At 39.7% G+C, this 26,059-nt stretch carries 35 protein-coding genes; 22 read left to right on the top strand and 13 right to left on the bottom strand.

Annotation, left to right across the window (positions count from 1 at the left end):
- Positions 1 to 3: 3 nt before the first annotated feature.
- The gene (locus ACFSX4_RS12915) at positions 4 to 1,020 is read right to left on the bottom strand and encodes a YkvI family membrane protein (protein ID WP_377775563.1); all 1,017 of its coding nucleotides are present in this window, start codon (positions 1,018 to 1,020) and stop codon (positions 4 to 6) included.
- A gap of 316 nt (positions 1,021 to 1,336) precedes the next feature.
- Between ACFSX4_RS12915 and dapA the strand changes: the two genes are divergently transcribed.
- The 9 genes from dapA (at position 1,337) to ACFSX4_RS12870 (ending at position 8,268) form a co-directional block, all read left to right on the top strand.
- The gene (gene dapA / locus ACFSX4_RS12910) at positions 1,337 to 2,218 is read left to right on the top strand and encodes a 4-hydroxy-tetrahydrodipicolinate synthase (protein ID WP_377775561.1); all 882 of its coding nucleotides are present in this window, start codon (positions 1,337 to 1,339) and stop codon (positions 2,216 to 2,218) included.
- A 24-nt stretch (positions 2,219 to 2,242) separates the two neighbouring features.
- Entirely contained in the window at positions 2,243 to 3,586 is a 1,344-nt protein-coding gene (locus ACFSX4_RS12905) for an NAD(P)/FAD-dependent oxidoreductase (protein ID WP_377775559.1), read from the top strand.
- Between the two features lie 92 nt (positions 3,587 to 3,678).
- Positions 3,679 to 4,542, top strand: a complete 864-nt coding sequence (locus ACFSX4_RS12900) for a MurR/RpiR family transcriptional regulator (RefSeq protein WP_377775557.1) — start codon at positions 3,679 to 3,681, stop codon at positions 4,540 to 4,542.
- A 74-nt stretch (positions 4,543 to 4,616) separates the two neighbouring features.
- Positions 4,617 to 5,126, top strand: a complete 510-nt coding sequence (locus ACFSX4_RS12895; protein ID WP_377775555.1) for a GNAT family N-acetyltransferase — start codon at positions 4,617 to 4,619, stop codon at positions 5,124 to 5,126.
- 42 nt (positions 5,127 to 5,168) lie between these two features.
- Positions 5,169 to 5,819: a pyridoxine/pyridoxamine 5'-phosphate oxidase gene (locus ACFSX4_RS12890; protein ID WP_377775553.1), complete on the top strand. Its 651-nt coding sequence runs from the start codon at positions 5,169 to 5,171 to the stop codon at positions 5,817 to 5,819.
- A gap of 12 nt (positions 5,820 to 5,831) precedes the next feature.
- On the top strand, positions 5,832 to 6,317 hold the full coding sequence (locus ACFSX4_RS12885) for an SRPBCC family protein (protein ID WP_377775551.1): 486 nt from the start codon (positions 5,832 to 5,834) through the stop codon (positions 6,315 to 6,317).
- Between the two features lie 110 nt (positions 6,318 to 6,427).
- Complete coding sequence (locus ACFSX4_RS12880; protein ID WP_377775549.1) at positions 6,428 to 6,805, top strand: hypothetical protein; 378 nt, start codon at positions 6,428 to 6,430, stop codon at positions 6,803 to 6,805.
- A 122-nt stretch (positions 6,806 to 6,927) separates the two neighbouring features.
- Entirely contained in the window at positions 6,928 to 7,167 is a 240-nt protein-coding gene (locus ACFSX4_RS12875; protein WP_377775547.1) for a single-stranded DNA-binding protein, read from the top strand.
- 168 nt (positions 7,168 to 7,335) lie between these two features.
- Positions 7,336 to 8,268: an ATP-grasp domain-containing protein gene (locus ACFSX4_RS12870; protein WP_377775545.1), complete on the top strand. Its 933-nt coding sequence runs from the start codon at positions 7,336 to 7,338 to the stop codon at positions 8,266 to 8,268.
- Between the two features lie 41 nt (positions 8,269 to 8,309).
- Here the strand turns inward: ACFSX4_RS12870 and ACFSX4_RS12865 are convergent, their stop codons facing one another.
- The 5 genes from ACFSX4_RS12865 to ACFSX4_RS12845 are packed head-to-tail and all read right to left on the bottom strand — an operon-like array spanning position 8,310 to position 11,668.
- The gene (locus ACFSX4_RS12865; protein WP_377775543.1) at positions 8,310 to 9,323 is read right to left on the bottom strand and encodes a S66 family peptidase; all 1,014 of its coding nucleotides are present in this window, start codon (positions 9,321 to 9,323) and stop codon (positions 8,310 to 8,312) included.
- The gene (locus ACFSX4_RS12860; protein WP_377775541.1) at positions 9,316 to 9,798 is read right to left on the bottom strand and encodes an NUDIX hydrolase; all 483 of its coding nucleotides are present in this window, start codon (positions 9,796 to 9,798) and stop codon (positions 9,316 to 9,318) included. The genes ACFSX4_RS12865 and ACFSX4_RS12860 overlap by 8 nt, the downstream gene beginning before the upstream one ends.
- Positions 9,799 to 9,825: 27 nt before the next feature.
- Complete coding sequence (locus ACFSX4_RS12855; RefSeq protein ID WP_377775539.1) at positions 9,826 to 10,614, bottom strand: phosphotransferase enzyme family protein; 789 nt, start codon at positions 10,612 to 10,614, stop codon at positions 9,826 to 9,828.
- Positions 10,611 to 11,129 carry an isochorismatase family protein gene (locus ACFSX4_RS12850; RefSeq protein WP_377775537.1) on the bottom strand — a complete coding sequence of 173 codons (519 nt, stop codon included), beginning with the start codon at positions 11,127 to 11,129 and terminating at the stop codon, positions 10,611 to 10,613. Before ACFSX4_RS12850 ends, ACFSX4_RS12855 begins: the two co-directional genes overlap by 4 nt.
- Positions 11,130 to 11,143: 14 nt before the next feature.
- Positions 11,144 to 11,668, bottom strand: a complete 525-nt coding sequence (locus ACFSX4_RS12845) for a GNAT family N-acetyltransferase (protein ID WP_377775535.1) — start codon at positions 11,666 to 11,668, stop codon at positions 11,144 to 11,146.
- Positions 11,669 to 11,772: 104 nt separating this feature from the next.
- On the opposite strand from ACFSX4_RS12845, the gene ACFSX4_RS12840 reads away from it, so the two are divergent.
- The 3 genes from ACFSX4_RS12840 to ACFSX4_RS12830 are packed head-to-tail and all read left to right on the top strand — an operon-like array spanning position 11,773 to position 13,999.
- Positions 11,773 to 12,366: a protein kinase gene (locus tag ACFSX4_RS12840; protein ID WP_377775533.1), complete on the top strand. Its 594-nt coding sequence runs from the start codon at positions 11,773 to 11,775 to the stop codon at positions 12,364 to 12,366.
- Positions 12,359 to 13,105: a nucleotidyltransferase domain-containing protein gene (locus ACFSX4_RS12835; RefSeq protein WP_377775531.1), complete on the top strand. Its 747-nt coding sequence runs from the start codon at positions 12,359 to 12,361 to the stop codon at positions 13,103 to 13,105. Before ACFSX4_RS12840 ends, ACFSX4_RS12835 begins: the two co-directional genes overlap by 8 nt.
- 18 nt (positions 13,106 to 13,123) lie before the next feature.
- The gene (locus tag ACFSX4_RS12830) at positions 13,124 to 13,999 is read left to right on the top strand and encodes a patatin-like phospholipase family protein (RefSeq protein WP_377775529.1); all 876 of its coding nucleotides are present in this window, start codon (positions 13,124 to 13,126) and stop codon (positions 13,997 to 13,999) included.
- Here ACFSX4_RS12830 and ACFSX4_RS12825 read toward each other — a convergent pair.
- The 4 genes from ACFSX4_RS12825 to ACFSX4_RS12810 are packed head-to-tail and all read right to left on the bottom strand — an operon-like array spanning position 13,959 to position 16,868.
- Positions 13,959 to 14,873 carry an aminoglycoside phosphotransferase family protein gene (locus ACFSX4_RS12825; protein ID WP_377775528.1) on the bottom strand — a complete coding sequence of 305 codons (915 nt, stop codon included), beginning with the start codon at positions 14,871 to 14,873 and terminating at the stop codon, positions 13,959 to 13,961. The genes ACFSX4_RS12830 and ACFSX4_RS12825 overlap by 41 nt on opposite strands.
- 39 nt (positions 14,874 to 14,912) lie before the next feature.
- Complete coding sequence (locus ACFSX4_RS12820; RefSeq protein ID WP_377775526.1) at positions 14,913 to 15,359, bottom strand: DinB family protein; 447 nt, start codon at positions 15,357 to 15,359, stop codon at positions 14,913 to 14,915.
- A gap of 36 nt (positions 15,360 to 15,395) precedes the next feature.
- Positions 15,396 to 16,025: a GNAT family N-acetyltransferase gene (locus ACFSX4_RS12815; protein ID WP_377775524.1), complete on the bottom strand. Its 630-nt coding sequence runs from the start codon at positions 16,023 to 16,025 to the stop codon at positions 15,396 to 15,398.
- 12 nt (positions 16,026 to 16,037) lie between these two features.
- Positions 16,038 to 16,868, bottom strand: a complete 831-nt coding sequence (locus tag ACFSX4_RS12810; protein ID WP_377775522.1) for an alpha/beta fold hydrolase — start codon at positions 16,866 to 16,868, stop codon at positions 16,038 to 16,040.
- Positions 16,869 to 17,007: 139 nt separating this feature from the next.
- Between ACFSX4_RS12810 and ACFSX4_RS12805 the strand changes: the two genes are divergently transcribed.
- The 7 genes from ACFSX4_RS12805 (at position 17,008) to ACFSX4_RS12775 (ending at position 21,721) form a co-directional block, all read left to right on the top strand.
- Entirely contained in the window at positions 17,008 to 17,391 is a 384-nt protein-coding gene (locus ACFSX4_RS12805) for a GntR family transcriptional regulator (RefSeq protein ID WP_377775520.1), read from the top strand.
- Complete coding sequence (locus ACFSX4_RS12800) at positions 17,391 to 18,257, top strand: ABC transporter ATP-binding protein (RefSeq protein ID WP_377775518.1); 867 nt, start codon at positions 17,391 to 17,393, stop codon at positions 18,255 to 18,257. The genes ACFSX4_RS12805 and ACFSX4_RS12800 overlap by 1 nt, the downstream gene beginning before the upstream one ends.
- A gap of 1 nt (position 18,258) precedes the next feature.
- Positions 18,259 to 18,909 (top strand): ABC-2 transporter permease, encoded by a 651-nt coding sequence (locus ACFSX4_RS12795; RefSeq protein WP_377775516.1) that lies wholly within the window; start codon positions 18,259 to 18,261, stop codon positions 18,907 to 18,909.
- 12 nt (positions 18,910 to 18,921) lie between these two features.
- Entirely contained in the window at positions 18,922 to 19,785 is an 864-nt protein-coding gene (locus tag ACFSX4_RS12790; RefSeq protein WP_377775514.1) for an ABC transporter ATP-binding protein, read from the top strand.
- Positions 19,782 to 20,504, top strand: a complete 723-nt coding sequence (locus tag ACFSX4_RS12785) for a hypothetical protein (RefSeq protein WP_377775512.1) — start codon at positions 19,782 to 19,784, stop codon at positions 20,502 to 20,504. Before ACFSX4_RS12790 ends, ACFSX4_RS12785 begins: the two co-directional genes overlap by 4 nt.
- A 106-nt stretch (positions 20,505 to 20,610) precedes the next feature.
- Positions 20,611 to 20,865, top strand: coding sequence for a hypothetical protein (locus ACFSX4_RS12780; protein WP_377775510.1), 255 nt, complete (start codon positions 20,611 to 20,613; stop codon positions 20,863 to 20,865).
- Positions 20,866 to 21,052: 187 nt separating this feature from the next.
- Entirely contained in the window at positions 21,053 to 21,721 is a 669-nt protein-coding gene (locus ACFSX4_RS12775; protein ID WP_377775508.1) for a hypothetical protein, read from the top strand.
- Between the two features lie 45 nt (positions 21,722 to 21,766).
- Here ACFSX4_RS12775 and ACFSX4_RS12770 read toward each other — a convergent pair whose 3' ends face one another.
- Positions 21,767 to 22,540: a hypothetical protein gene (locus tag ACFSX4_RS12770; protein ID WP_377775506.1), complete on the bottom strand. Its 774-nt coding sequence runs from the start codon at positions 22,538 to 22,540 to the stop codon at positions 21,767 to 21,769.
- A 115-nt stretch (positions 22,541 to 22,655) separates the two neighbouring features.
- Between ACFSX4_RS12770 and ACFSX4_RS12765 the strand changes: the two genes are divergently transcribed.
- Entirely contained in the window at positions 22,656 to 23,789 is a 1,134-nt protein-coding gene (locus tag ACFSX4_RS12765; RefSeq protein ID WP_377775504.1) for an acyl-CoA dehydrogenase family protein, read from the top strand.
- Between the two features lie 7 nt (positions 23,790 to 23,796).
- Here ACFSX4_RS12765 and ACFSX4_RS12760 read toward each other — a convergent pair whose 3' ends face one another.
- On the bottom strand, positions 23,797 to 23,946 hold the full coding sequence (locus ACFSX4_RS12760) for a hypothetical protein (protein ID WP_377775502.1): 150 nt from the start codon (positions 23,944 to 23,946) through the stop codon (positions 23,797 to 23,799).
- Between the two features lie 143 nt (positions 23,947 to 24,089).
- Here ACFSX4_RS12760 and ACFSX4_RS12755 point away from each other — a divergent pair, with 143 nt between their 5' ends.
- Positions 24,090 to 24,539: a GNAT family N-acetyltransferase gene (locus tag ACFSX4_RS12755; protein ID WP_377775500.1), complete on the top strand. Its 450-nt coding sequence runs from the start codon at positions 24,090 to 24,092 to the stop codon at positions 24,537 to 24,539.
- A 29-nt stretch (positions 24,540 to 24,568) separates the two neighbouring features.
- Here ACFSX4_RS12755 and ACFSX4_RS12750 read toward each other — a convergent pair whose 3' ends face one another.
- Entirely contained in the window at positions 24,569 to 25,513 is a 945-nt protein-coding gene (locus tag ACFSX4_RS12750) for a threonine ammonia-lyase (protein ID WP_377775498.1), read from the bottom strand.
- 99 nt (positions 25,514 to 25,612) lie between these two features.
- On the opposite strand from ACFSX4_RS12750, the gene ACFSX4_RS12745 reads away from it, so the two are divergent.
- Positions 25,613 to 26,038 carry a MarR family winged helix-turn-helix transcriptional regulator gene (locus tag ACFSX4_RS12745; RefSeq protein ID WP_377775923.1) on the top strand — a complete coding sequence of 142 codons (426 nt, stop codon included), beginning with the start codon at positions 25,613 to 25,615 and terminating at the stop codon, positions 26,036 to 26,038.
- The last annotated feature ends 21 nt before the right edge of the window (positions 26,039 to 26,059 follow it).

Here is a 26,059-nt window from a genome sequence, read left to right as displayed (position 1 = left end):
TTGTTACAGTAATTTTTTATTTGTTGTCTTGTTGTAGATCCATCTTATAAATAATGCAATAGTGATAAACATTCCGATATACCCAAAGATTGGATAGAAGAAGTTTACTAAGTCAACAAAGCCGATGAAACTTACAAGATACGCAACAACCAGAGAAATAAGAAGTAATATTTTATATTTTGGTGAGTATTCAGCTGTAAATCGTTTTAGAAAAGGGAATAAAACCCCGATAACGCTGTTGAATATAACACCGACCATAACAACAGCCATTAATATTCTTACTCCCGGATGGATTTGGTCTGCTAGAAGCAGTGTAGGCAGTTCTGCAGCATTGGCAACTTCAAGATTGGCAACAAGTCCAGCAGTCATTAGTACAACAAGCCCGGTGAAAATCAATCCGCCGATTAAAGCTGTACGCTGAGAAATAAAATGATTTCTGCTTTGACCGCCGATAATTACCATAAAGCTGAAGCTGTTGGCGACGACCAACCCTGCGTATGTTATGGCGTCCCAGATCCATACACCTGATGGTGTTCTTGAGATATCAGTGTACTGATCGACTTCGCTCAAGGGAATTGTAGGACTGATTACATTATATCCTGCAATAATTAATACCGCGATAATTAAAAATGGAGTGATAATTCCAAGAACTTTTACAATGTTTGTAAAGTCAAGCTGCATGACGAAAAACAGAACGATAACAGTAATGAGTGTACCAAGCCATGTCGGGACACCAAATCCGTCATATAACCCGGAACCTGTACCTGCAATCATGATTACAGATAAACCATAAAGAAAGAAGATAAGTATATAGTCAAAGATTTTTGCCATGAATTTACCGAATATATTTTCCAGAGCCACTTCATAGGACTCGGTTTGAAGAACATACCCTAATTTAGCTGTCTGTCTAGTAATGAACGTAATAATCAGTCCGGCAACCAGTGCGGCAAAATAACTCCAGATACCATAGTTTGCAAAGAACTGAAGCAGTTCCTGACCGGTAGCAAAGCCGGCCCCCATAATAAAACTGATATAACCAAAGGCAAGAATAATCGCAGTACGATTTGTTTTATTAAAGATAATATCATCTCCCAGTATTTTATTTTTTAATAACCTTTAGGAAAAAATTACCCTTGGCACGTTATATAGAGTAGCACTCAATTGGAAGTAAGTAAACCCTTATTAGCGATAAGGAATATATAAGCTCATAAACACCTCTGTCTTTTTGATATTTATTAATCCTTTTATAATAAAATGATTTACTTCATTCCTTTTTAGTGATATTTTGACAATATATCATTTGTAAACGTTTTCAAAAATGTTGGGAGGAATTAAAATGTTAAAACCTTATGGAATGATTCCGGCACTGCCGACGCCTTTAAATGATGATTATTCAATTAACTTTGAAGGTGTTACAGAAGTCGTTAATCACGCAGTAGATAATGGAATGGACGGTGTCCTTGTCGGTGGAAGCACCGGCGAATACTCTCTGATGAGTGTCGAGGAACGTAAATCTGTCATTCAGCATGTATGTGAAACAGCTGGAAACAGAGTGCCTGTAATGGCAGGGACCGGCTGCCACAGAACTGAAGATACGATTGAGCTTACACAGTTCGCTGAAAAAGCAGGAGCATCATTTGCACTTGTCATTAATCCGTATTATATGCCGACAAGTGATGAGGGGATTATTGAGCATTACAGACAGGTTGCAGAGAGTGTTGAAATCGGCATTGTTATCTATCATTATCCGGATGCGACCGGTGTGACCATGCCACCGGAATTATTGAAGAAAATTAGTGAAATTGAGGGTGTAGTTGGTATTAAAAACACAGCCGACGGTCAGCACACTTCAGAATTGATTGGATTGACAAAGGACGATGAGAACTTTTCGGTATTGACAGGTTTTGAGCATTTAATACTTGCCACGTTTGCCATGGGTGGTCACGGTGCAATCGGTGTAGTGCATAATTTAGTTCCTAAAGAACTTTCGGAATTATATCAAAGTGTGAAAGATAATGATTTAAATAATGCAACCCGTATTAATCAAAAGCTGCTCCAGGTATATTCCGCAATGGAGGCTGAGCCGGTGCCGGGTACTGTTAAGGCAGGACTTGAAGCAATCGGACTGCCGGGCGGGCCGAGCCGAAGACCACTGGTATCAGCATCAAATCATTTTAACGAAAATATATCAAAAATTCTTTCCGAACTGAACAATTAATATATAAGTAAAAGAGGGATTCGTATGAGGGATGTTGTGGTTGTTGGTGCAGGACTTGCCGGCCTTTCAGCAGCATGGAAGCTTCAGGAATATGATATAGAAGTAATTGAGTATGCTGACCGTACCGGCGGCAGAATACACTCGGAAAAGCGGGGCGATTACTGGTTGAACTGGGGAGGGCATGTATATGCCGGTGAAGGATCCGCAACGGATAATCTTTTTAAATCTGTCGGTGTCAGCGCTGAACCAGTGCCGGGGACTTTATCAGCAATGTCCCTGAATGGCAAATTACTGTTGAACGGCAGGGTCGAATTTTATCCTTTCAGAGTACCGATGTCATGGAAATCAAGAATTTCCTTACTTTTTGCAGGTGCGAAAGTCAGGCTTGCAGTAATGAAGTACGGTAAAGCGGCTGAACATCGGAAAGGTGAAACATATTTTGAGTATCAGCAGAGAATACTTGAATTTATGAATGATAAAACATTCTCAGAATTTACGGGAGACCTCCCGGAGGATGCTGATGCCATATTCAGACCGACTGTAAGCCGTTCTACAGGGAATCCTGAAGAAATTTCCGCAGGTGCCGGAATTGGTTATTTTCATATGATATGGAACAAAAAAGAAGGATTATCCAGGAATATTATCGGCGGCCCTTCCGTACTGACTGAAAAAATATCTGGGGCATTAGGTGAGCGGTTGAAACTATCGGCGAAGGTGGAACGTGTTGTTCAATATGATAACTATGTCTCGGTCACTTATATTAAGGATGGTGAAAGAAGAACAATAGAGGCTGAATACGTTATTATGGCGACCCCTGCGCCGATTACAAAATTAATTGTAGAAAATTTTGAGAAAGATCTTTCTCAGGCTCTTGGAGAGATTAAGTATGGTCCGCATGTGAGCGCTGCTTTTTTAACTGATGAAACAGATGAACAGGTATGGGATGACGTATATGCTTTTGCAACGCCGAAACGTTCTTTTGATATATTTATTCACAGTTCAAATATTGTGCATTCAAAGAGTAGTGAAAGAAAACAGGGAAGTACGTTCATGACTTTTTCTCCGGCAGCAAGAGGCAGGCATTTACTTGATAAAACAGATGAAGAAATACTTGAGATGTATTTAAAAGACTTGAATGAAATACTCCCCGGATTCGAAGAAAAAGTAATTGAGGCGAAGGTGGAGAAGTTTCCGCTCGGCTCAGCATATGTATATCCCGGCCGTGCCGGTATTCAGGCGTGTTTAACAGAGAATAAAGGACGTATCTTTTTAGCGGGAGACTACCTCGGGACGCTTTATACGGAAACGGCTGTACAGACAGGATTTAAAGCATCAGACGAGATTGAACAATTGTTAGAAAGAAAATAACACTATAGACACTGCATCTCATGGAGGTGCAGTGTTTTAGTATTTCTCAATCTATGATAGATTAATAGAAAACAATAATGAGTGTGATAGAGATGTCCAAAGATGAAAATTCCAATTTAATCAATAGAATAATAGGGACTAAAGATACACTTCCTAAAAAGCAGAGGTACTTGTGTGATTATATTCTGAAGCATTACCAGTCCCTTGGACTTGTAACGGTTAAAGAGCTGTCAGATCAGGCAGGAGTGGGTGTGTCTACTGTTATGCGGGTGCTTGATGCACTGGGATATGATACATTTAATGATTTTAGAAAAGATATATACACCGAGTCAGTGCCTTCAAAATGGACATTAAAAAATTCCCTGATTCATTCAGGAGATACTTCTGAAGAATCGAATACATTAGCGGATGTTTTAGAGGAGAATATTGAACTGCTGAACAATACACTGGATCAGGAGCTGTCGGAGCAGTTTACTCTTGCGGTGGATATGATATTAGAATCAGATTTTATTAATATTATCGGTACACGTCCGTACCGGGCAACAGCTGTTTATTTAGAGCAGCTGCTGGGGGAGTTTTTTTCAAATATCCGTCAGTTAAGTCAGGATATCGATTTATTATATGATAAAGTACTTCAGTTTAAAAAAGGTGATATATTAATTGTCTTTGCTTTTGAGCCGTATACACAGCTGGTAGTAGACGCTGCAAAGATTGCTCATGGGCAGGGGAATAAAATTATTCTTGTTACAGATTATATTTCCTGCCCTGTAACACCGCTTGCTTCTGCGGTTCTCAGGCTGCCGGTCAGCACAGAACAGTTTTCAATTGTACCGATTATATCGTTGATTGATGCGGTTGTGATTGAAATTGGAAAACGGTCGTCGGAAGAATCGATTGAAAAATTGAAACGTCTTGAAACAGTACTTAGAGAACATAACATTATACACGATAAATAATGAAATTATTCCGCGGGAAGTATTAATTAATTTTCAAAATATTGTATACTTAGTAGTAAGAGGATGATACGTTGATGAACAAACATTTGAAAATCAGACAGGTGAAGGAAGATGATGCAGAACAGTTTGTGAATCTGCAGGAAGATTTGGAACAGTCGGGCTTCATGCTCCATGAACCGGGTGAAAAAAAGCGCACAGTTGAAAGTGAATGCGAGCGTTTGAAAAAAATAAACAGGCTTGAATTTACAAACGTCTGGGTGGCGGAAATGGATCAGCAGATTGTCGGACAGATTACAGCAGTAAGAGGCAGGGAGCTGAGAAACAGACATTCGGTATACATTGCACTTGGAGTTCACAGCAGATTCAGAGCGAATGGAATCGGCGGGTCACTCATTGATTATTTGTCGGACTGGGCTGAAGATTCAGGGGTGCTCAGGCTCGAATTGACAGTAATTAAGAAAAACGAAAATGCAGTAAAGTTATATCAGAAAAAAGGGTTTGAGATAGAGGGAGAAAAGGTGAATTCTTTATTGATTAATAATCAACTGGAGAATGAATATTATATGTATAAACTAATTAATTAGATTCAACGATTCACATTAATCATACTGAGGGGATGGTTATATATGGATATCAATCAATTTATTAAGAAAAGCCGTTCAATTACAGGGGATTTAAAAAATTTCAGGCTGGAGGATGCGCCGGACAGCCCGTTTGATTTATTTACAACATGGTATCAGTATGCCTACGATTATGGTGTTGAAGAACCGCACAGTATGACTTTATGTACGGTTGATGCAGACGGCTTTCCCGATTCGAGGGTGTTAATCTTAAAAAAGATCGACGAGCGCGGGTTTTATTTTGCATCAGGCAGTGAAAGTGTCAAAGGCAGACAACTTGATAATAACCCGAAAGTTGCACTGAACTTCTATTGGAAAGAGCTCGGGAAACAAATCCGTGTCCGCGGCACTGCAGTTGCGATGGACAGGGAAACAAATATCGGGGATTTCTTAAACTGCGGTCAGACCAAGCGGGCATTTGCGCTCACACATAAGCAGAGCCAGCCTGCCAATACACTTCAGGAAATTGATGAGAAACTTCATGAAAAGGAACAGTTTCTTTTGAAAAATCCCAACGCCATTAATGATAACTGGATTGTTTACAGAGTAGAGCCGTTTGAAATAGAATTTTTTCAGGCACGGATGGATTATAAACATGTCCGTATCAAATACTCTCTGCATGAATCAATATGGGAAAAGGTACTGCTCTGGCCATAAAGGAGGAATATAATGGATGAATTAACCGCTGAACAAAAAGGAAATTTACTGCGTTTAAGAAAAAAATTTAATACAGGAAAAAGAGAACTTTTCAAGGCATTCACTGATGAGACGCTGCTGTCAAAATGGTGGGCACCTGAAGGTTTTCTTACAGTCACCCACAGTATGAATTTTAAAACCGGCGGCAGCTGGGAGTACTCAATGGAAGATGAAGAAGATACTGATGAAATAATGTATTGTGCCATGGAATTTACAGCTGTCAATGCACCGGATTCATTCAGCTATAAAGATTATTACACAGATGATACTTTTAAGTTTGACGCAGATGACTATGTAAATCAGACGACAGTGGCGTTTGAAGAAATAGATGGTGTGACTGAAGCTGTGATGACTATTGAATTTAAGGATGAAGAAAGCCTTGAAGAAGAAATTGCGGCAGGAGTCATAGAGGGAACTGAAATGTGCTATAGAAACCTGGAACGTTTGATAGAAAAATAAATCATCCGGAATCAATAGTTTGCTTTTTATATCAATATCGAGTACGGTTGTTTACGTGATAAATCTGTATACATAACATCACGATTGTTATTATAAACGGAGGCACTGAAATGAAGAAGTTGATGTTACTCATCATATTGTCTGTTACGCTTGCAGCATGTTCAAATGAAGCGTCGCTGAATGAGGAAGAAGTCGGTGCATTATCTGAGGATGTGCAGCAGAACATTGAAGAGAACGTGACGCATAGAGGCGTTTATTTATATGAATTCAGTGAACGAACACCTCTTCTGGTGGCAAGGGTCAGTGAAGGGTCGAATGTCGAACTGACAGAAGTTGAAGAAGGTGTCATTGGTGTTGAGGTCGATGAAAACACTGAAACAGAAGAAGATGAACTGAGAGTTTTCCGTATTAATATGCCGAATGATGTCCATGAAGTGAAGTTGTTTATAGACGGACTTGAAACTCATTTTGACGGTGTTCAAAGATAATATTTGATTGAGAGTGAATGACTGGGGGAGTCATTCACTTTTTTAGTTACTTTACATGTTTCTGAATATACCGGATAATGGTTTCAAACAATCAGTTTGATTTGAAGGGATGGGTGAAGTGAATGGCCAAGAATGAGAAAAAGCTTTTGAAGAAAGCATGGAAGGAAACGAAAAGTCTGCATGAAGGGGAAACGTTTTTGCTGAAGGATTTGTTTAAAGGGTATAAGTGGAACAGACTTGCTATAGAACAGCGCGTGGTACTGGGACGTTTGTTTTTGGAAAAAGTGAAAGATAAAAAATCAGTACAGGCACTTGAAAAGAATTCATCCAATCAACAAGTATATCAAAAGATGGAAGAATAGTTTAAAACGACAGCTGTAAAACCGGACGTTTGTGATTTTTACATTCGCCCGGTTTTTATATTTTCGGAGAGCTCTGTTGCATTGAGTAAAAACAGATGATAATATAAAACATACTAAATAACTATGTTTAAAAAGGATGTATTATCACTGACTTGAGGAGTGTTTTTATTGTCGAAAATATATGTTTTACATGAGAATGATGAATGGACACGTCATCTGACGAAACGTTTTGAAGAACTCGGGCTGCCGTACGAGCTGTGGCATTTGGATAAAGGAACAGTCGACTTGACATCAGTACCGCCGGAAGGGATTTTTTACAACCGAATGAGTGCATCGTCCCATACAAGGGGGCACCGCTATGCACCGGAACTTGCTGGAGCTGTGATTGACTGGCTTGAGAGCCACGGCAGGAAGGTGATTAACGGATCCAATGCACTGCAGCTGGAAATTAGTAAAGTGAAGCAGTATACAGCACTTGAGCATGGTGGTATTCATACACCAAAAACAATCGCTGCATCAGGTCAGCAGCATATTGTTGAAGCGGCACGGAAGATTGGAAAATCTTCATTTATCACAAAGCACAACAGGGCGGGTAAAGGCCTCGGCGTTCAATTGTTTAACTCTGTTGAAGCACTTAATCAGTATGTAGAGAGTGATGAGTTTGAAGCACCTGTTGACGGTATAACATTAATCCAGGAATATATTCAGGCACCGGAGCCCTTTATTACCCGTGCGGAATTTATCGGCGGTAAATTTTTGTATGCAGTCCGTGTGGATACTTCCGACGGTTTTGAATTATGTCCGGCAGAGGCATGTAGAATTGATGATGCCAATTGTCCGACTGGTGAAAGTGAGTCTCCTGCAATGTTTGAAGTCGTTAAAGAGGGAATAGATTCGGAACAGATTAAAAAATATGAAGCATTTTTAAAGACCAACAAGATTGATGTGGCAGGGATTGAATTCATCAGTAATGAAGAAGGGAACGTATTTACGTATGATGTGAATACAAATACGAACTATAATTCAGAAGCTGAAGATAAGGCAGGGCAGTACGGTATGCTCGAGCTTGCCAAATACCTCGGAAATGAACTAAAAAACTAAATGATTAAAAAAAGAGCTGTTCCCACGCGGGAACAGCCTTTTTAATTGAACGTCTGGGTGATTTTCCCTCTACCTGCGGTTGTTTCAACGGTCGCAGAAGCACCGTTAATCAGGGTGACCTGCGGCGGGACATGACCGCAGTCAATGTCATAAATAACAGGAATATTCAACTCGTCCGCAATATCCTGATAGACATCATATTCTGTATAATCTTCCGTCACTTTTCCGGACTCACTTCTGCCGAACATGATACCGGAAGTATTATCAAACCAGCCGGAAAGTTTCATTTGAACGATGGAACGGCGGAGTCCTTTAGCACTCATATCACAGTTTTCAAAGTACCAGAGGATAGGTTCATTATCGATAAATGTTTCACTGAAATGTTTTACGTCACCGAACGGTGTGCCGGCGAGGTGATGAATAGTATCGATGCATCCACCGAGGAGGCGGCCGGTGACTTTCACATCTTTGTTACCTGTTGTTTTCCATTTAGTATCTTCTGTTAAATGAAAAATATGCGGTGTAGGATTTTCATGCTGCCATTCTTTTTGGTATTTTTCAGATGAGTACTGGGTGACAGAATCTCCATATTGTGTCGACAGTACTTTTTTCCATCCTGCAGTCGTCGCATCTGTATCCTTGCCGCGAAGATCTACCAAATTGGTGCCGTGTGCGGTGGCAGTTCCTGTCGTTAAAGTCATGGCGAGCAGCAGCAGGCTGGTATCAGAATATCCTAAAATCCATTTTTTCTTAAAGGAATTAAAATCTAAGTGCTCAAGAATTTCAATCAGCAGTTCACCGCCCCAAGGAGGAATGATGATGTCTGTCTGTTCATCCGTGATCAGTTGTTGAAGTTCTTCTGCACGGACAGCGGCAGGTGCGGACTTAGCTTTACTCTGAATCCAGGGTGTATCAAGTACATTTAGGCTGAATTCTTCTTTTGACAGAGTGTCTACAGCTTCTTTTAAAATTGGGTGCAGTGCTTCAGGAACGCCTGAAGACGGGGCGGTCACACCAATCACTGCATTTTCTTTTAACAACGGATATTTAATCATGGCGGACCTCCTTTTTAATTTCATCAACAATAATATGTGCCGGCGCTTCTTCCAAACGGTGAATATATTCAGATATAAATGAAGGCTGGATATCCATTGAAGGAAGATTATTAATATGGAACCAGCGGTATTCAATAGGGCGTCCGCCCTCATCACCGATGATGGTTTTTCCTTTATTCCAAAGCGCTTTTGATCCGGCTAAATAGTAGACAGCCACTTCGTGGTGCGGGAAATCATGGCGGCTGTAAAATGTTTCAGATGTAAATAAGTGCCTGATGACATCGATTTCTTCTCCGCTTTCTTCATAGATTTCTCTCTGAACTGCTTCAAAACTGTTTTCCATCACGGAAATTTTACCGCCGGGCGGTGTCCAGTAATCATACACTTTATGTAAAAGGATATGATCATTTTCAATAATGACAGCGGCGCATCTATATTTAAAACGGGCATCCCCGTCGAAGAATTGAACATCCATTGTATCGTCCCCTTTTCGTTTAAACCTCTATAATGATTTTACCATTTTCAGGAGCTGTTCATTACTTAGAAGTTGATTCGAAGCCATAAATAGAATGCCGCGTATCCGCCATTTCTTATGGGCAGTGTTAAGCATCAGTTGATAAGAAGCATTTCTGTCATACCCCTTCATCAATGATTCTGTCTCAGCATGATTAAGATTGAAAGATTCGATGATTGCAGCTAAGTCAAAATAAGGACTGCCCGGACGGACATCCGCAAAATCAATGAACTTTATACCGTGGGGTGAATAAAGAATGTTCCAGCTGCCGAGATCTCCATGTATCAGAGAACGACTGCTTTCTTTAAAATAAGTATTCCGGCTTAAATATTCATTTATTTCCTGTCTGAGTGCATTATTTTCTATCTGACCGGCCATTTCCTGTTCATTAAACCGGTCGTCCCGGCGGGGGATATCCAATTGCTTTAAAATTTGATGCATTTGCCGTACAGTGCTGCCGAGAAGTTCAAAATCAATGTCATTTTTAATTGATGGAATCGACTCAAGATAATTCATTAAGAAGTAAAAATCATTTTCAATTTGGATAATCATTTCTCCGGCAGCCGTTTTTAACGGTTCAGGTGCCAACCCTTCTTGTGATAATATTTTGAGACATATAAACTCAGCTTCAGCAAGAGACTTTGATATATTAGATTTAAGAACGAATTCCTTTTTAGACGCAGTTATTTTATAAACATTCGAGGTGGTTCCGGTATTTAAAGCTTCAACTTCAGTACAATGTAAGTCAAAATGTTCTTTAATCAGACGTTCAATCATAAATTAAATCCGGTCTCTTCCAGATATTCATTTTTAATGACACCTGACCAGTCAATCACAGTGCCAAGGAAGTCAGTAATATCGAGACCCGGCATTTCATATGTATCATCGGTATTTACCGAACCGCATAAATCTTCGATGACAGTCACATCGTATCCTCTGTCTGCAGCAGCAATGGATGTGAAGAGGATACAGAATTCCATATTAAAGCCTGTAATATAGAGTTTTGAAATATTATGTTCATCAAGATACGCCTGTAATTCTGTTTCTTTAAAAGAAATTGGATATTTCTTTTTAATAATCACATCTGCAGACGCAGTAATAGATTCGTGTATTTCAGACCCCTCAGTACCGGCTTCAATGGGGCTCGATTCAGTGGAATCAATATGCTGAAAGGCAATTACTTTTCCGTGTTCGCTGCTGAAGTGCTCTGCGAGTTTTGCGGTTTCATTGACCAGTGATTCATATCCTTTTGTAAATCCTTTTTGAACATCAATAACGAGTAATGCTTTCATATGTATTCCTCCATTTAATGTGTTAGTAAATCCAGTGTGCCGCTGACAGAATTAAACACGTACAATGATTCTTTGAGTGTTTTACTGCCGAGGTTCAAATCAAAATCACGAACATGGACGGCACCGTATTTTTCATAAAAGTATTTTGTTTTATTATCTTTTAATACTTCAACATACACTGAGGCGGCACCGTTCTTTTTAAAATGCCGGAATATTTCATGAAGCAGCTGCCTGCCGAGACCTTTTCCCTGATACTCTTTTAACGTATATATTGAAGTAAGATGATGGGAGTATGTATTTTTATTTATAAGGCGTGCTTCAGCTGCGGCATATCCGACAATTTCCCCGTCTGCTTCCGCAACAATGATAAATTGACCGGAATCTTCGATATTGTTCTGCCATTGTCTCGTTTTATCTTCATATTTTAAGTTGTTTAAAATATCATCGGGTACGATTGTTTGATATGTAGTTCTCCAGCTGTCGACATGTACCCGGCCGATTCCTGATGCATCGTTCAGCACTGCTGTCCGGATTTTCATAATGGAATCCCCCTGAGAGTGTAATGTTGGTTATAATTGTATCATAAGTTATTTTATTGAAGTATATAATATTCAGATAAATATAATAAATAAGGAATGAAAATATGGATACAGAATATTATTTAAAACACTGCACCAAAGAAAACTTTATCGGCAGAGGATCGACAAGAAAAGCATATAAAGTTGATGATATGGCGGTGAAAATCCATCTTCATCCACTTGGCCGAAGGCAGTCTGAAAATGAGAGGGATATCTATCAGTATATGAAGGGGAGAGGGTGGCATGAGTATTTTGCGGAAGTATACTACACTGATGAGACGATGAGTATACAAAAATATTATCCGAACCTGGAATTGATTGAAGGACAGTCCTATGAGTTGAACAACAGAACACACAGGGATCTGCTGCCTGAACATTATGATGAAGCAGTACAAATATTGGATGAGACATTTGATATTTTTGATATTAAAGAGAGCGATAATTATGGGTTAAATCAGGATAATAAGGTGGTCTTCATTGATTACGGGATGACAAAGGAATTATACAACTCTGACTGGAGACCACTGGCAGAATCCGGTGTGCTGCCTCAAGTGGAATTCACAACATGTACAGAATGTCTCAGAGAGAAGGAAATCAGGGTATACGGTACAGACACAGGGCGGATTTGTGCGGAGTGTGAGGAGAGGTTGAATGGATAGACTGAATAGTTATATTGAGCGGATTAATGATGCAGTGAAACAGGTTTTAAAAGACAGGTATATTGGTGTTTATATTCACGGCTCTGTTGCAGAAGGTACCTTTAAGTGGGACCGCTCGGATGTGGATGTTCTCGTGATGATGAGCGGTGGTTTGAACAGCAGTGAAAAAATCAGCCTTTTACAGCTGTTTAAAGAATTGGAGAGTGAGGGTACTGAAAAAGGACTTGAAATTTCTATTTTAAATAAAGAAATACTTGAAACGGCTGATTACCCATTACCTTATGAATTTCACTATTCACCATACTGGTACGAGTCTGTGATGTCTGACGGCTGGGAGAATTTAAATCCGAAATTATTGAAGGATGAGGATTTAAGCAGTCATATCTTTAACCTTCATCAAAATCATATTGTGGTTGAAGGGCCGCCTGTATATGAAGTGTTTCCGGAAGTATCCGAAAATGATTTTATGAAAAGTATTGAGTATGATCAATATGATGCCGCAGTGACTTCAGTGGACACTGTAATGAATCTCTGCAGATTCGATTATTTTCTAAACACAGGCCGTCTGGTGTCAAAGGCAGAGGTTTTGAAGCATGTATTAAAGCGTTCAAAGGCGTATAATGAGTTTTTGAAAGTGGTGGAGTGTCTGTATAATCATAATAAAAGATATCTTCCTGCAGAATATCTAGAGGAAGCATCACAGTTCAGACAAGATATAAACCATAAAAAAGAAATATAATACAAGGAGTTTTACAGCATGAAAGATATTGGATTGGTACTTGAGGGCGGCGGCCTTCGTGGAATTTATACAGCCGGTGTACTTGAATACCTGATGGAGAATGATATTTATATTCCATATGTGATTGGTGTGTCGGCAGGTGCATGTATGGGTGCATCATATTTATCACGGCAGCCTGGAAGAAACAAGACAGTCAACCTGGATTTTCTCCATGATAAACGGTATTTATCTTATTCAAATTATATAAAGAACAGGGAACTGTTCGGCATGGATTTTATCTTCGATGAAATTCCAAACAAACTGGTACCGTTTGATACCTCTTCATTGATTGACGGAAAAGAGGAGTTTGTGATCGGTGCAACAGATTGTGAGACAGGGCGTCCTGTTTATTTCAGCAAAACAGATTATGATGAAAAATTGGTCGGGAAACTGCTCCGGGCGACCAGCTCACTGCCGTTTGTTGCGCATGCGGTTGAGCATAATGGAAGACAGCTTCTTGACGGCGGTATTGCCGACCCGCTTCCAATCAGAAAATCGATTGAAGACGGCAATGATATGAATATCATTGTATTGACCCAGCCGAGGGAGTATAGAAAATCTCCGAGCAGAATGTCGAAAGTGATGCGTTATAAAAAGCATCCTGAAGTGGATGCACGGTTAAAGACAAGGTATAAACATTATAATGAGGATTTGCATTTTATTTTTAAACAGGAAGAAGCAGGGAAAGCATTTGTGTTTACGCCGAGCAGAGATTTAAAGGTCAGCCGGACTGAGAAAGATAAAAATAAGCTTGAAACACTGTACATGCTTGGTTATGAAGATGCGAAGCGGCAGGGAGACAGTTTAAAAGCGTTTATCTCGGAGGGCTGTACCACTTCGGAATCACTCTCCTGAAATCATCATAATGATAGAGAAGACTGCTGTACTGGTCTCTCATAATATCCATCTGTGCCTCCCCGTACTGTCGCGCCCAGGGCAGTGAAGATAAGGTGTTGCTTGAAATATACAAAATGAGCAGCTTCCAAAAACGCTCCGGCACATTATCATTAAAGTAGCCGTTAATCCGGCCGCTTGCGAATAAAGGACTTCTGTCACTGCACCAGACAATCCGATTAAACTCTTCAAACGGCTCGCCGGTATCATGACGGTCAAAATCAATGATGTACAGTTGATGATTTTCATCTATCAGCATATTACCGATATGGAAATCACCGTGATGCTGAACGGTGCTGCTGTCTTTTAACAGGTGGCGGTACTGCTGAATATTTTCGAAAAGAATTTCCCCGTGCGCGTATTTATCGGAGGAGTTCTGATACATTTTTATTTTATTATCCAGTTTTTTATTGAAGCGGACATCCCATGTTACCCGAAGTGCGTCCATATGCGGATATTGGTGAATTTTTTGAAGCAGCTGTCCGGCAGTATATCCGAGCCGGTACTGTTCATTATCACTCAGATGCTCTATTCTTGTCTCCAGGTCTTCCGCTTCAATCCAGTCCATTAAAAGATAGACATACCGCCCGCCGTCATATTGACCGATATCAATGACGGAGTGGGTTGGTATGTTTTTTTCTCGGCAGTATTTTAATAGGTTGAAATGTGTCTTAAATGATTTTAGTTTATGACTCTCTCCTGTTCTAAGCAGGTACTTGTGGCTGGAAGCATCAGTGATGATAAACTTTTCATCTGTAGACCAGCCTTTATTAAAAGGAGAAATATCGGTAATGTTTTGTAAGGGAAGTTCATGAAGCAGAGCGTTAATATCCATAGTTTTCTCCTTTGTTAAAATCAATATTCATTTCAGCCGTTAGCCGTTCAGTTTTTCATCTATTTGTTCGAGGTGGTGCCGGTCGTGTTCAATAAACATTTTCACGAAACTGTCTCTTGAAAAACGTCTTTTCCCGCTGCCGATAGTGAAGCGGGTGTCGTCATCAATTTCTAAAAGCGCATCACAAACTGCTTGGCGCATATCGATAAAAATGTCCAGGACTTCCCCGGTCGAAAAATCATTGATATGTGACATACCTTTTTTATTGTGCATATCATGGTCCGGGAAGGCAGGGAGCTTTGATTCTGACATAGCTGGTACACAGTCATTTAAAATCAGCCGGTCCCAATAATACATATGGAAGACGATCTGTTTAATGGACCATTTATCAGGCTTAATCGGTTCGTTCAGTTCAGTTTCAGGGATTTCCCTGAGTTTTGAAATATATTCTGTCGTATCAAGGTAGCGGGTTAAAGTTTTATTCATCACGAGCCTCCAGTGAATATGTCATTAAAATTGTTGTTACAAGTAGAGGAGGTATCCTCTTGAAGGATAGACCCGGTCGATATCAATAGATTCAAGGCCTTCTTCAGTAAAGACTTCAAATTCCGACTGGCTGACAAAATGGCGGCACTGACTGCCGTCTGCATGTTCCACTTTAAGTCTCTTGTTTTCAATGCCGGTGATGGTAATTTCATCATCCTGACTTTTCAGATTCCCGAAGACATCATAGGACTCATACTGAAGCTTAAAGCCGAGTGACTGGTAAAGTGAATTTGCGGGTGCATCCCCGCGTGTGTACAATTCTATAAATTCAATGTCTGTACCTTCCAGTCTTTTAAATGCTTCAGCCATCAGTTGTCGGGCGATGCCCTGCCCCTGATAATCCGGATGAACGGCAATGGTCTGTAAAAAGGCACCCGGTCCCTGGCTCAGAAATGATGTTTTGATATGTTGTGAATCCAGAATCATGTCCATTATGCCGACAACGTGTCCGTCGTTTAAAGCAACAAGTTCAATGGTGTCTCTGTCAGGGAAATGCGGTTTTTCTGTTACGACATCTTCATACATGGAACTGTAGAAGTAGGAAAGCAGTCTGCACCGGAGCCATTCGTCTTCATATTTTTCTTCGTAATTATTAATTGTAATCATGTGTCCCTCTTTTTAAATAGTAGTTTTTAAAAACTGGATAAACTTTTCTTCTTCTTCAATATCAGGGTTATGGTTGCTGAACTCAAATGTCGTTAATGAGCCGTTTGGCATTAAATCCGCCGCCTCCAGACTGAATTCATGCGGACACTGTGCATCATGCCTGCCGCAGTATATATACGCCTTCACCGGTGATACCTTCAGTTCCTCTCTTATATCGTAATCTCTCAGTTCAGATGTGAAATAATCAATTTTTTTAGTCAGTGTCCGGCCGCTCACTTTCCGTTTAAGCATGTCGTAATAGGCGTCTTTTCTATACAAAGACATCATAATCCATTCTTTAGCGAGCGCAATCCGCCGCTCCCGTGATGTACCGTCTTCTCCAAGCTCTGAAAAAATTTCCATCACCCGCGGATGATTCGGGTTCTCTTTACAGTAAATACTTTCAGAGTGATTCATATATTCGTATGAAGCACATAAACCGCCGCAGATAATTTTAGTTAAACTGTCCGGATACATAACAGAATACTTTAATGCGAGAAATCCGCCTGTGGAATGTCCCCCAAATGCCCAGCGTTTAATATCGAGTGCTTCTCTTAATGCATCAATGTCATGTACCGCATCATCCATGCTGTATGTATAATCTGCATCCGCATCATTAGACGCGCCGGTCCCTCTCAGATTGATAATATAAACAGTGTAAAGTTCCGATAACTGCTGTGCCATAATATTACCGTTTTCATTGAACTCGCTGTACAGGTGGGTAAATGCAAGCGGTGCCCCGGAGCCGTGCTTAAACACTTCAAACGTTCCGCGTTTTGTTTCAATTAATTCCCTCGTAAACATGTGATGACCCCTTTTTCGAATTTAAAGAATATTCAAATACTACAATACTATAAATTTCCAAAGTTGTGAATAAAGTATACAGTCATTTGACTTGGGTGTATATATTGTATATACTGTACATACACACTATTAACAGGAGGTGGTTGTATTGAACATTAAAATTTCGAATACAGTTGATATTCCGATATACGAGCAGCTCAAAAATGAAATTATCCGTTTGATTATGACCGGCGAGCTGAAGCCGGGGGATTCATTAATGTCCATGAGACGGCTCGCGAAAGAACTCAAAATCAGTATTATTACAACAAAACGTGCCTATCAGGACTTAGAGCAGGAGGGTTATGTGTATTCTGTCGTCGGTAAAGGCACATATGTCAGTGAACAGAATGCAGATATACAAAGAGAGCGTATACTTCTCGATATTGAAAAAAATATTGAGGGATTAATGAAAACCGCCCGGCAGATTAATGTATCGACAGATGAAATCATTGAAATGATCCGTATGATAGAGGAGGAAGAATGATGAATGCGATTGAATTAAAGCAGCTCAATAAAAAAATGAGAAACTTTAAACTAAAAGACATTAATTTGAAAATACCTAAAGGGTATATCACAGGTTTTATCGGCGAGAACGGATCTGGAAAAACGACATTGATTAACCATCTAATCGGTCTGAAAAAAGAGGACAGCGGAACAATTGAATTACTCGGCTTTGAAGATATTGAAAGCAACCGCGTGGAACTTTTGAACAGGATCGGAATTGTATTTTCAGAGGATAACTTTCCGCAAAAAGAAACGGCGGTGTCGCTTGAAAAAACATTGAAGATGTTTTATAAAAACTGGAACTCAGATCAATTTTATCAGTATTTGAAACGGTTTGGTGTGGAAACCAGCAGCAAAATCGCGCGTCTTTCCACAGGAGAGAAAGTCAAACTGTCTATCGCCGCAGCCCTCAGTCATGAAGCGGAACTTCTTATTCTGGATGAACCAACGTCGAATCTTGATCCGACATTCCGTATTGAGTTTCTGGAGCTGCTGCAGGAATTAATGATGGATGAAGAAATGACGATATTATTCAGTACACACATCACCTCCGACTTGGAACACATCGCGGATTATATCGTAATGATTGATGACGGGGAAATTTTATTCAACATGGAACTGGAAACACTGACGGAAACATATAAAAAAGTAAAGGGACCGTTTGAGGTGCTTGATGATGAGATTAAGGAACTGCTGATTGGTGTAAAAACGTCGTCGCTCGGTTTTCAAGCCATGACGAAAGAAAGCCGTATACTGGAAGAGCTCTTCGGCAGCAAGGTGTTGATTGAACCGGTAACCATTGATGAAGTGATGTATTATATCAAACATCAAAAAAGAGGTGGATGAAATGATTAATCAAATTAAACTGAATGTAAAAGTAACGAAAGGAATATGGATATTCGCAGGGGTGTCATTACTGGTCAATATAATTTACATTGCAGTAGGGGACATGTTAGCCAAAGAATTGCCGAACCTGCTCACGCTGCTTTCCGTATCACTCGTATTAACTTCGCAGCTCGAGTATCACCGTTTGTACAAGCAGAACGAGGTATACCGTTTGTATTTCACAATGCCTGTAGAAAAGAAAGATTTGATAAGGGCGGATTATTTATATCACCTGATGATAATTGTATCTGTGTGCGTATTGTTTACGACATGGGCGTTCGCAACAGAGCAGCTTTATATGATGCCATTCCTCGCAGTCATTACAGGTCTAAGCTTTATTTTAAGCAGTGTTTATTTGTATCAATACGGGAGAGAATGGTTTAGAACAGTTACTGGTGCCTTGGCAGTTGTTTATTTAATCATTTTCATAGTGACAATGATGTTTTACTTCTGGCCGTTAAAGAACACAGCAGAGATGAACCTTAACTTGGGAGAAGGATGGATGTTTTATTTAAACTCCATGCCGTTTATTCTCATAGTGATAGGGGTATCCGCAACTATATGGAGTTATTTTACTGTTACAAAAAATATAACTAAAACAGATATTGATTAAAGAGGTGAGTGGATGGAACTGATTAATGTAAGTAAACGATATGGTAAAGCAGTTGTTTTAGATGATGTAAATATTAAACTGGATTCAGGAATTACCGGACTGATTGGGAAAAATGGTGCAGGGAAGACGACACTGATGAAGATCCTATGCGAAATTATTCCGAATTTCACAGGAGACCTCGAACGGAATCCTGAAAGCCAGGTCGGCTATTTAATCGAAGACCCTAAATACTATAAATCGAAGTCGGGAATGTTTAATATTAAATATTTCTCAAGAATTTACAGTAGAAATGTGGATCAGGATCATATTCAATCGCTGATTCGTGATATGGGAATGGAATCATATATTCATAAGAAAGTGAAGACGTATTCCATGGGGATGAAGCAGAAGCTTGGACTGGTCATTGCCCTGATCCATAAGCCGAAGTATTTAATCCTTGATGAGCCGACCAACGGTATGGATCCTGACGGCTCGATTGACGTACTCGGTATTATTAAACGTCTTACAGAGAAATATGATATCAATGTTCTGATATCGAGTCATAAACTTGAAGATATCGAATCAGTGTCTAATGACATTGTGTTCATCAGCGACGGCAGACTGGGTGAGAAGAAGGCAGTGAATGATTTAAATGTCGGTGCTGTCTATGCATTTACTTTTGACAGTACGGATTGTGAAGCTGCAGAAGCGGTGTTCAGTTCACTGGGACTGGATACTGTAAGGAATGATGATGTACTTGCAGTCAACGGGTTGAATGACTTTCAAATGGTGATGAGAGTACTGTCTGAAAAAGGAATTTTCCCGGCAGATGTTGAAAAAAGCAGACACTCTGTAAAAGATTTCTACTTCGAGCAGATGAGGGGGACCAGTGCATGATTTTCACAAGACAATTAGCATACGATATTAAAGGGATACTGACAGACTGGGTGTTATATTTTGCGCTTGTGATGTCGGTACTTCCCGCATACGGTATATTATATTCAATTGTAAACTTTCAGGGGCCGTTTAATGTGACACAGGTCACGTATTTCTATGCATTTTTCGGCAGCGTATTAAGTATTATTGTTGCGATCAGACCATTTGTGAAAGATCTTCAAAATAATACTATTGTCCTCTTTATGAATAAGCGCAGTAACCGTTATAAATATTATGTTTCCAAATTGACTGCAGGTGCAGTGACAGGACTGATATTCGGTGTCTTCTGCACATTTGTGTTAATGTTTGCTTCCGGTTATGCCGACCTTGAAATTCAGAGTGCATTGTATTTTGAAGTGATAGTTCACTATATTTTATTCACTTTATTTTATACCAGTGTATTCCTTGCGATGAGCACCTTTATCAAAGGGCCGATTGCATTGATTGTCTCGGCAATATTATCCATCATGCTTCTGCCGACACTGCTGCAGGTACCGGTATATATTGAACAGACACCGGAAGCAGTCATTACTTTTATCAATGACTATCTGCCGTTCAGTTTTGCACCGGATGTGATTGGATTGCAGGATTTCACGACCGGTCAGTATGTTTCAACAATCGCTTTTATTGTCCTGTTTATTTTGCTTGGTGTATTTAAAGCAGGACGGACGGATTATTAAATATCAGAGAGCCTTATAATATTGTTATATATTATGAGGCTGTTTTTATATATTTCTGAAATAAAAATAACGTACTTTAATATATTCATAAGAAAGGATGTTTCTTTTGAAGTACTTAATCAGTGTATTACTCGGTGTTGTGATGTCTGCTTTAATCATTATTTTTATTGAAATAACCGGTTTTGAATCATCTGTGCTTGGCATTTTAGGTGTGATTGTTTTATTTGGTGCTATCATAATGTGGCAGTATGCACTAAAGAAGCTGCCCGGGAAGGATGAGGAATACCCCGGAATCTATTATGCTGTGAGTGTCTTTACAATATTGATTACAGGTGCTTTATATATGCTCATATTATTGTAAACTAAAAATAAAATTTTATTCTGTCGTGGAATAATTTATTTATAAAATTCAAATAATTAAATTGATCTCATGGATATGATTTGAAAGAATATTTTCTATGATGTACAGTGTATTTAAATCGTTGATTAATACTTCAGGAACTTCACCATGATATTACACTGCTTTTTAAAATAATGGAGGTTTTACAATGAAGAAATTTCAAAAGTTTTCTTTGTCAGGTGCAGTAGCACTGACAGTAGCGTTCGGTGTCAGTGCAAGTGTGGATGCAGACAGTAAAGATGTGAAAGATGAAGAAGAGAATTACTATTATTATGAAACAGATGAGAATGGCGAAAAAACAAAATTAGTTGATGGTCTGACGAAGGAAGAACTTGATAAAAAGCTGGAAAAAGCTGAGAAAGATTCTAAAAAAGCAGATCAAAGCTACTATTACTATGAAGTAGATGAAGACGGAAACAAGACAGTGTATCAAGACGGCCTGACTAAAAAGGAACTCGAAAATAAATTGAGTCAAACGTATGAGTACGGCTATAAACAAGATAAAGACGGTAAAAAAGATAAAAAAGAAAAACGTGACTACTATTACTATGAAGTCGACAAAGACGGTAAAAAGACTTTCTATGAAGATGGATTAACAAAGAAAGAACTCGAAAATAAGCTTGGTCATTCTTTCGAAGACGGATATAAAGATAAAAATAAAGGCAAAGATAAAAGTAAAGACAGTAAAAAAGAAGATGACAGCTACTATTACTACGAAGTAGATGAAGACGGTAAAAAGACAGAATATATTGACGGTCTGACTAAAAAAGAATTGAAGAAAAAACTGAGTAAACTGGACAAGGTCCATGTAAAATAGTGAATACATTAAGAGCCGGAACTTAAATTTAAGTTCCGGCTCTTTTTACCATCTGAAATAATACAGCAGTGCCAGTACAGCAAGACCTGCTTTCCCTTCAGTCTCGGAAATTGGAGATTTGAGTTCTGCTGTCTCATTATTCATATCTCTGAAAATATAATGGTATTCCACACGGTTTTTGAACGATGACAGTTTCATCAGTGAGCTCTCTGCATCTTCAAAAAATATTTCGCTGGATATTTGATATGTTCCATTTTCTGTGAAGGCATGACCGCTGAATTTAATGAGTGTTTTGAATTCGTCAAATTCAACTCTGCCGATGCTTTCGCCGTCCGCATCAAAAATATTTACGACAGCACTTTTGAAGCCGGCTCTTTTAAACATACATATTACATTGCCTTCATGATCGTAAATTCTGTACAACAGAGGCACTATAATATTGTAGTAGGATAAGTGTGATAAAAAGAATGATTTGATGCCGTTAATATCTATTTTTGTCATGCCGACATATTTCCCGTCAATATCAAATATCAACAGCCGTTTAAAGAACCAAACGTCTGTCTTGACGATAAACCGGTCCAATGTACTGTAGTCAAGTGCCCTGAGCCCGGGGTCATATTTTTTGGTGGAAAAATAGCAGAAGACCGAGTAGAGCGTAATGATGATTATGGATGCTGCGGTTACTGCCCAGCTGATGATCAGGGTGATGACAGTTTCTGAGTCATTAATCAAAAAAATCGGCAGCAGTATACCGGCACTCAGCGGTATGATTGACAGCAGTGAAATACAGATGATTCTAAAATATCGTTGATGTATCATGCAACCCCTCCGAATATATAATATTAATTATAGGGCAAATTAGTCGGAATTAAAGGGTGAATTAAAAATCTTATGTTAATATAGTAGGGAAATGATTTTTAGGAGGCACAGCATAATGACAGAAGCAGCACGTTTTACAGATGTTCAAAATGCAGCCGGACAATTTAAAGAGAATGCCCGGATGCACGATGAAAACAATACATTTCCGGTGGAAAATATTGAAGCATTGAGGGATATCGGATATTTTAAATACACCATACCTAAAGAATACGGCGGAGACGGTATTTCTTTATCTGAAATGCTGAAGCACCAGGAGACAATCGCAACATTCGACGGAGCGACTGCTTTATCAGTCGGCTGGCATATGGGAATTATCATGGAAATCGGTGAAAACCATATCTGGGAGGAAGAAAAGTATCAGGCGGTTGTTGATGATATTATCGAAAACGGTGAACTGATTAATAACATTGCATCTGAACCTGCAACCGGCAGTCCGACAAGAGGGGGACTGCCTGAGACTGTTGCAGAAAAAACAGAAGACGGCTGGATAATCAACGGACATAAAACATTTGCCACATTATCTCCTGTTCTGAAATATGCGGTTGTCAGTGCAACACTTAAAGGTACAGAAACAGTCGCAAACTTCCTGGTTGATACATCACTTTCAGGTGTTGAAGTAGAAGAAACATGGGATTCCATCGCAATGCGTGCATCAGGGAGTCATGATTTTTGGTTCAAAGATGTCCATGTTAAAGAAAGTGACTTAGTTGCCTACAGAAACAGGGCAGAGCGCACACCTGCAGGATGGCTGCTGCATATTCCGGTATGTTATCTCGGAATTGCACGTGCTGCACAGGGGGCGGCAGTTAAATTTGCGAAAGAGTATTCTCCGAACAGCATTAAAGGTACGATTTCAGAACTGCCGAATGTGCAGGCTAAACTCGGTGAGATTGAGCTGAAACTTCTTGAAGCAGAGCGTTTTTTATACAGTGTTTCAAGAGAGTGGGATGAGTCTGATATGGATCACCGCATGACGATGGCACCTGTTCTCGGCGCTGTAAAAGTATCTGTGGTGAATAAAGCCGTCGAAGCGGTTGATCTCGCGATGAGAGTCGTCGGTGCAAAGAGTCTATCAGAAGAAAACGAACTTCAGCGCTATTACCGTAACGTAAGAGCAGGGCTGCATAATCCGCCTATGGAAGATATGGTCATCATTTCACTCGCGAAACGTTCCATAGAGCGGTTGTGATTAAGTTCTAATTAAACAGCGAAGCAATATATTCAATCAAAGACGTCACCGGATTGCCGAAAAGTCCGGTGATAATCACTGCTGTGATGATACCCAACAGAAAAATCAGAACAGTCTTACCGCCATTTGATTTATCGGATTGAGTGTTTTCATTCATATTAGTACCCTCCTGCCGTATGATAGTGATGCTGAAAATGGTAGAATTGATATTTTATAATTCCCCTTAATTGTGTATATATAAACAAAAATGAATTTTATTCCATTTTTAGGCATGGTATGATGATGTGAAGGGGTGAAATCATGATTCAATTTGAAGAAATTACAGAAAATAATTTTTGGCAGGTTACTGGACTGAATGTTAATGAGGAACAGAAGAAGTTTGTGGCACCGAATATGCAGTCACTTGCGGAGTGTTACTTATACAGGGAAGCGATGGATGTGTTCCCGTATGCAGTCGTGTATGAAGGTAAGGTCATTGGTTTTATATTGATAGATATTGAAGAAGAAAAAAGAGAGTACATGATCTGGCGGATGATGATTGATAAAAACTATCAGCGCCGGGGATTTGGGAAACAGGTGGTTGAACGGGTAATTCAGTCTGCGAAAGATTCCGGAGAATATGACGTGTTGATTGCGGACTATGTGAAGGGGAACGACGGCATGGGTGTTTTACTGCGTTCACTCGGTTTCAAAGACCATTCGTTTGACGAAGAAAATAATGAATATGTCCTTCACTATCATTTAACATAGAAGGCCTCACTCAAATGAGTGAGGTCCTTTTAGTTTTCCAGGAAGTTTAATTGATTCAAGGAAAGGTTGCCGCCTGAGATGATGAAACAGATCTTTTCATCCGGTTTAAATTTAAGGGTGCCTTCAAGGACAGCGGCGATACCGATACAGGAGGAGACTTCCGATAAGATTTTGCCTTCAGTCAGTAATAGTTTTTGAGCATGCTGCATTGCACTGTCAGACACTGTGACACATTCGTCGACATATTTTTGTACTACAGGAAAATTTATTTTTCCAGGCTCATTAACAACGAGTGCATCTGCGATTGTCGGGGCTGTCGGGACTTTTGTCCGTCTGCCGTTCTTCAGGCTTTCACTGTAGCGGGGGAGTGATTCAGGTTCTGCACCGATTATTTTCCCTGAAAAGCCGCTTTCTTTCAGAGCAGTGGAAATACCGCCGATTAAACCGCCGCCGCTGACCGGTACAATGACAGCATCAAAGTGTTCATCAAGAATCTCAAGGCCGATTGTGCCCTGACCGGCAGTAATATGCGGGTCATCAAACGGTGGAATAATGGTGTAATTGAACTTATCGGATAATTCACGTGTTACTTTGAAGCGGTCTTCAACGGTTGAGAAGACGACTTCTGCACCGTGCTGCCTGATGGCATTGATTTTAAACTGTGTGGCTGTTTCCGGTATGACAATAGTTGCATGAATGCCGAGTTTTTTTGCTGCGAAGGCAACGGCCTGTCCGTGGTTTCCGGAAGATGATGCAACAATACCGTTTTCTTTTTCTTCATTTGTCAGGCGCAGAATTTTATTCATCGCACCACGTATTTTAAAGGCATGTGTGTTCTGCATGTTTTCAAGTTTTACATAAACCTGTGTGCCCAGAATTTGATCAAGCGGGTGCAGATGAACGAGCGGCGTCTTCACAATATGCGGTGCAATTAACTGTTCTGCTTCCCGGATATCTTCTAATGTAACTGTCATATAATCATCCTCTCTTTACATTGATTATATCCATTTACTTGACGGAAATAAAAATATACGTTATATTTATCTCGAATTCGAAATAAATGAGGTGGTTGTCTGGATAGAGAGACGGAATCATTAAAAGCATTTGTCGGGATTAAACGCACCAATGAATACTTGGAACAGGTGGTAAAGAATGATGTGAAGTGCCACGGGCTTAATATTACTGAATTCGCTGTTCTTGAGCTGTTGTATAACAAGGGTGAACAGCCGATTCAAAAAGTAAAGGAACGTATTTTAATTGCGAGCAGCAGCACCACGTATGTCATTGATAAACTGTGCGGTAAATCGCTGGTAAAAAGACGTCAGGATACGGTTGATAAAAGAATCAGTTTCGCATCATTAACAGATAAAGGTACGGAGTTGATGGAAGAAATATTTCCACTTCATGCGGCAAAGATTAAAGAAGTATTTAATGTTCTGGAAGATCATGAACTGGAGGTCCTCAGAACTGCATTAAAAAAAGTGAGTGCCGGAGTATGAACAGGCACTTTTAATCGGGAT

Origin of the sequence: Corticicoccus populi, assembly GCF_042686195.1 — a bacterium.
GTDB lineage: Bacteria > Bacillota > Bacilli > Staphylococcales > Salinicoccaceae > Corticicoccus > Corticicoccus populi.
This window is presented reverse-complemented; position numbering and strand designations above follow the sequence as displayed.

Excerpts from the sequence above, each read along its gene's own strand:
- ACFSX4_RS12915 (WP_377775563.1), bottom strand. The coding sequence starts at position 1,020 with ATGGGGGCCGGCTTTGCTACCGGTCAGGAACTGCTTCAGTTCTTTGCA.
- dapA (WP_377775561.1), top strand. The coding sequence starts at position 1,337 with ATGTTAAAACCTTATGGAATGATTCCGGCACTGCCGACGCCTTTAAAT.
- ACFSX4_RS12905 (WP_377775559.1), top strand. The coding sequence starts at position 2,243 with ATGAGGGATGTTGTGGTTGTTGGTGCAGGACTTGCCGGCCTTTCAGCA.
- ACFSX4_RS12900 (WP_377775557.1), top strand. The coding sequence starts at position 3,679 with ATGTCCAAAGATGAAAATTCCAATTTAATCAATAGAATAATAGGGACT.
- ACFSX4_RS12895 (WP_377775555.1), top strand. The coding sequence starts at position 4,617 with ATGAACAAACATTTGAAAATCAGACAGGTGAAGGAAGATGATGCAGAA.
- ACFSX4_RS12890 (WP_377775553.1), top strand. The coding sequence starts at position 5,169 with ATGGATATCAATCAATTTATTAAGAAAAGCCGTTCAATTACAGGGGAT.
- ACFSX4_RS12885 (WP_377775551.1), top strand. The coding sequence starts at position 5,832 with ATGGATGAATTAACCGCTGAACAAAAAGGAAATTTACTGCGTTTAAGA.
- ACFSX4_RS12880 (WP_377775549.1), top strand. The coding sequence starts at position 6,428 with ATGAAGAAGTTGATGTTACTCATCATATTGTCTGTTACGCTTGCAGCA.
- ACFSX4_RS12875 (WP_377775547.1), top strand. The coding sequence starts at position 6,928 with ATGGCCAAGAATGAGAAAAAGCTTTTGAAGAAAGCATGGAAGGAAACG.
- ACFSX4_RS12865 (WP_377775543.1), bottom strand. The coding sequence starts at position 9,323 with ATGATTAAATATCCGTTGTTAAAAGAAAATGCAGTGATTGGTGTGACC.
- ACFSX4_RS12860 (WP_377775541.1), bottom strand. The coding sequence starts at position 9,798 with ATGGATGTTCAATTCTTCGACGGGGATGCCCGTTTTAAATATAGATGC.
- ACFSX4_RS12855 (WP_377775539.1), bottom strand. The coding sequence starts at position 10,614 with ATGATTGAACGTCTGATTAAAGAACATTTTGACTTACATTGTACTGAA.
- ACFSX4_RS12850 (WP_377775537.1), bottom strand. The coding sequence starts at position 11,129 with ATGAAAGCATTACTCGTTATTGATGTTCAAAAAGGATTTACAAAAGGA.
- ACFSX4_RS12845 (WP_377775535.1), bottom strand. The coding sequence starts at position 11,668 with ATGAAAATCCGGACAGCAGTGCTGAACGATGCATCAGGAATCGGCCGG.
- ACFSX4_RS12840 (WP_377775533.1), top strand. The coding sequence starts at position 11,773 with ATGGATACAGAATATTATTTAAAACACTGCACCAAAGAAAACTTTATC.
- ACFSX4_RS12835 (WP_377775531.1), top strand. The coding sequence starts at position 12,359 with ATGGATAGACTGAATAGTTATATTGAGCGGATTAATGATGCAGTGAAA.
- ACFSX4_RS12830 (WP_377775529.1), top strand. The coding sequence starts at position 13,124 with ATGAAAGATATTGGATTGGTACTTGAGGGCGGCGGCCTTCGTGGAATT.
- ACFSX4_RS12825 (WP_377775528.1), bottom strand. The coding sequence starts at position 14,873 with ATGGATATTAACGCTCTGCTTCATGAACTTCCCTTACAAAACATTACC.
- ACFSX4_RS12820 (WP_377775526.1), bottom strand. The coding sequence starts at position 15,359 with ATGAATAAAACTTTAACCCGCTACCTTGATACGACAGAATATATTTCA.
- ACFSX4_RS12815 (WP_377775524.1), bottom strand. The coding sequence starts at position 16,025 with ATGATTACAATTAATAATTACGAAGAAAAATATGAAGACGAATGGCTC.
- ACFSX4_RS12810 (WP_377775522.1), bottom strand. The coding sequence starts at position 16,868 with ATGTTTACGAGGGAATTAATTGAAACAAAACGCGGAACGTTTGAAGTG.
- ACFSX4_RS12800 (WP_377775518.1), top strand. The coding sequence starts at position 17,391 with ATGAATGCGATTGAATTAAAGCAGCTCAATAAAAAAATGAGAAACTTT.
- ACFSX4_RS12795 (WP_377775516.1), top strand. The coding sequence starts at position 18,259 with ATGATTAATCAAATTAAACTGAATGTAAAAGTAACGAAAGGAATATGG.
- ACFSX4_RS12790 (WP_377775514.1), top strand. The coding sequence starts at position 18,922 with ATGGAACTGATTAATGTAAGTAAACGATATGGTAAAGCAGTTGTTTTA.
- ACFSX4_RS12785 (WP_377775512.1), top strand. The coding sequence starts at position 19,782 with ATGATTTTCACAAGACAATTAGCATACGATATTAAAGGGATACTGACA.
- ACFSX4_RS12775 (WP_377775508.1), top strand. The coding sequence starts at position 21,053 with ATGAAGAAATTTCAAAAGTTTTCTTTGTCAGGTGCAGTAGCACTGACA.
- ACFSX4_RS12770 (WP_377775506.1), bottom strand. The coding sequence starts at position 22,540 with ATGATACATCAACGATATTTTAGAATCATCTGTATTTCACTGCTGTCA.
- ACFSX4_RS12765 (WP_377775504.1), top strand. The coding sequence starts at position 22,656 with ATGACAGAAGCAGCACGTTTTACAGATGTTCAAAATGCAGCCGGACAA.
- ACFSX4_RS12760 (WP_377775502.1), bottom strand. The coding sequence starts at position 23,946 with ATGAATGAAAACACTCAATCCGATAAATCAAATGGCGGTAAGACTGTT.
- ACFSX4_RS12755 (WP_377775500.1), top strand. The coding sequence starts at position 24,090 with ATGATTCAATTTGAAGAAATTACAGAAAATAATTTTTGGCAGGTTACT.
- ACFSX4_RS12750 (WP_377775498.1), bottom strand. The coding sequence starts at position 25,513 with ATGACAGTTACATTAGAAGATATCCGGGAAGCAGAACAGTTAATTGCA.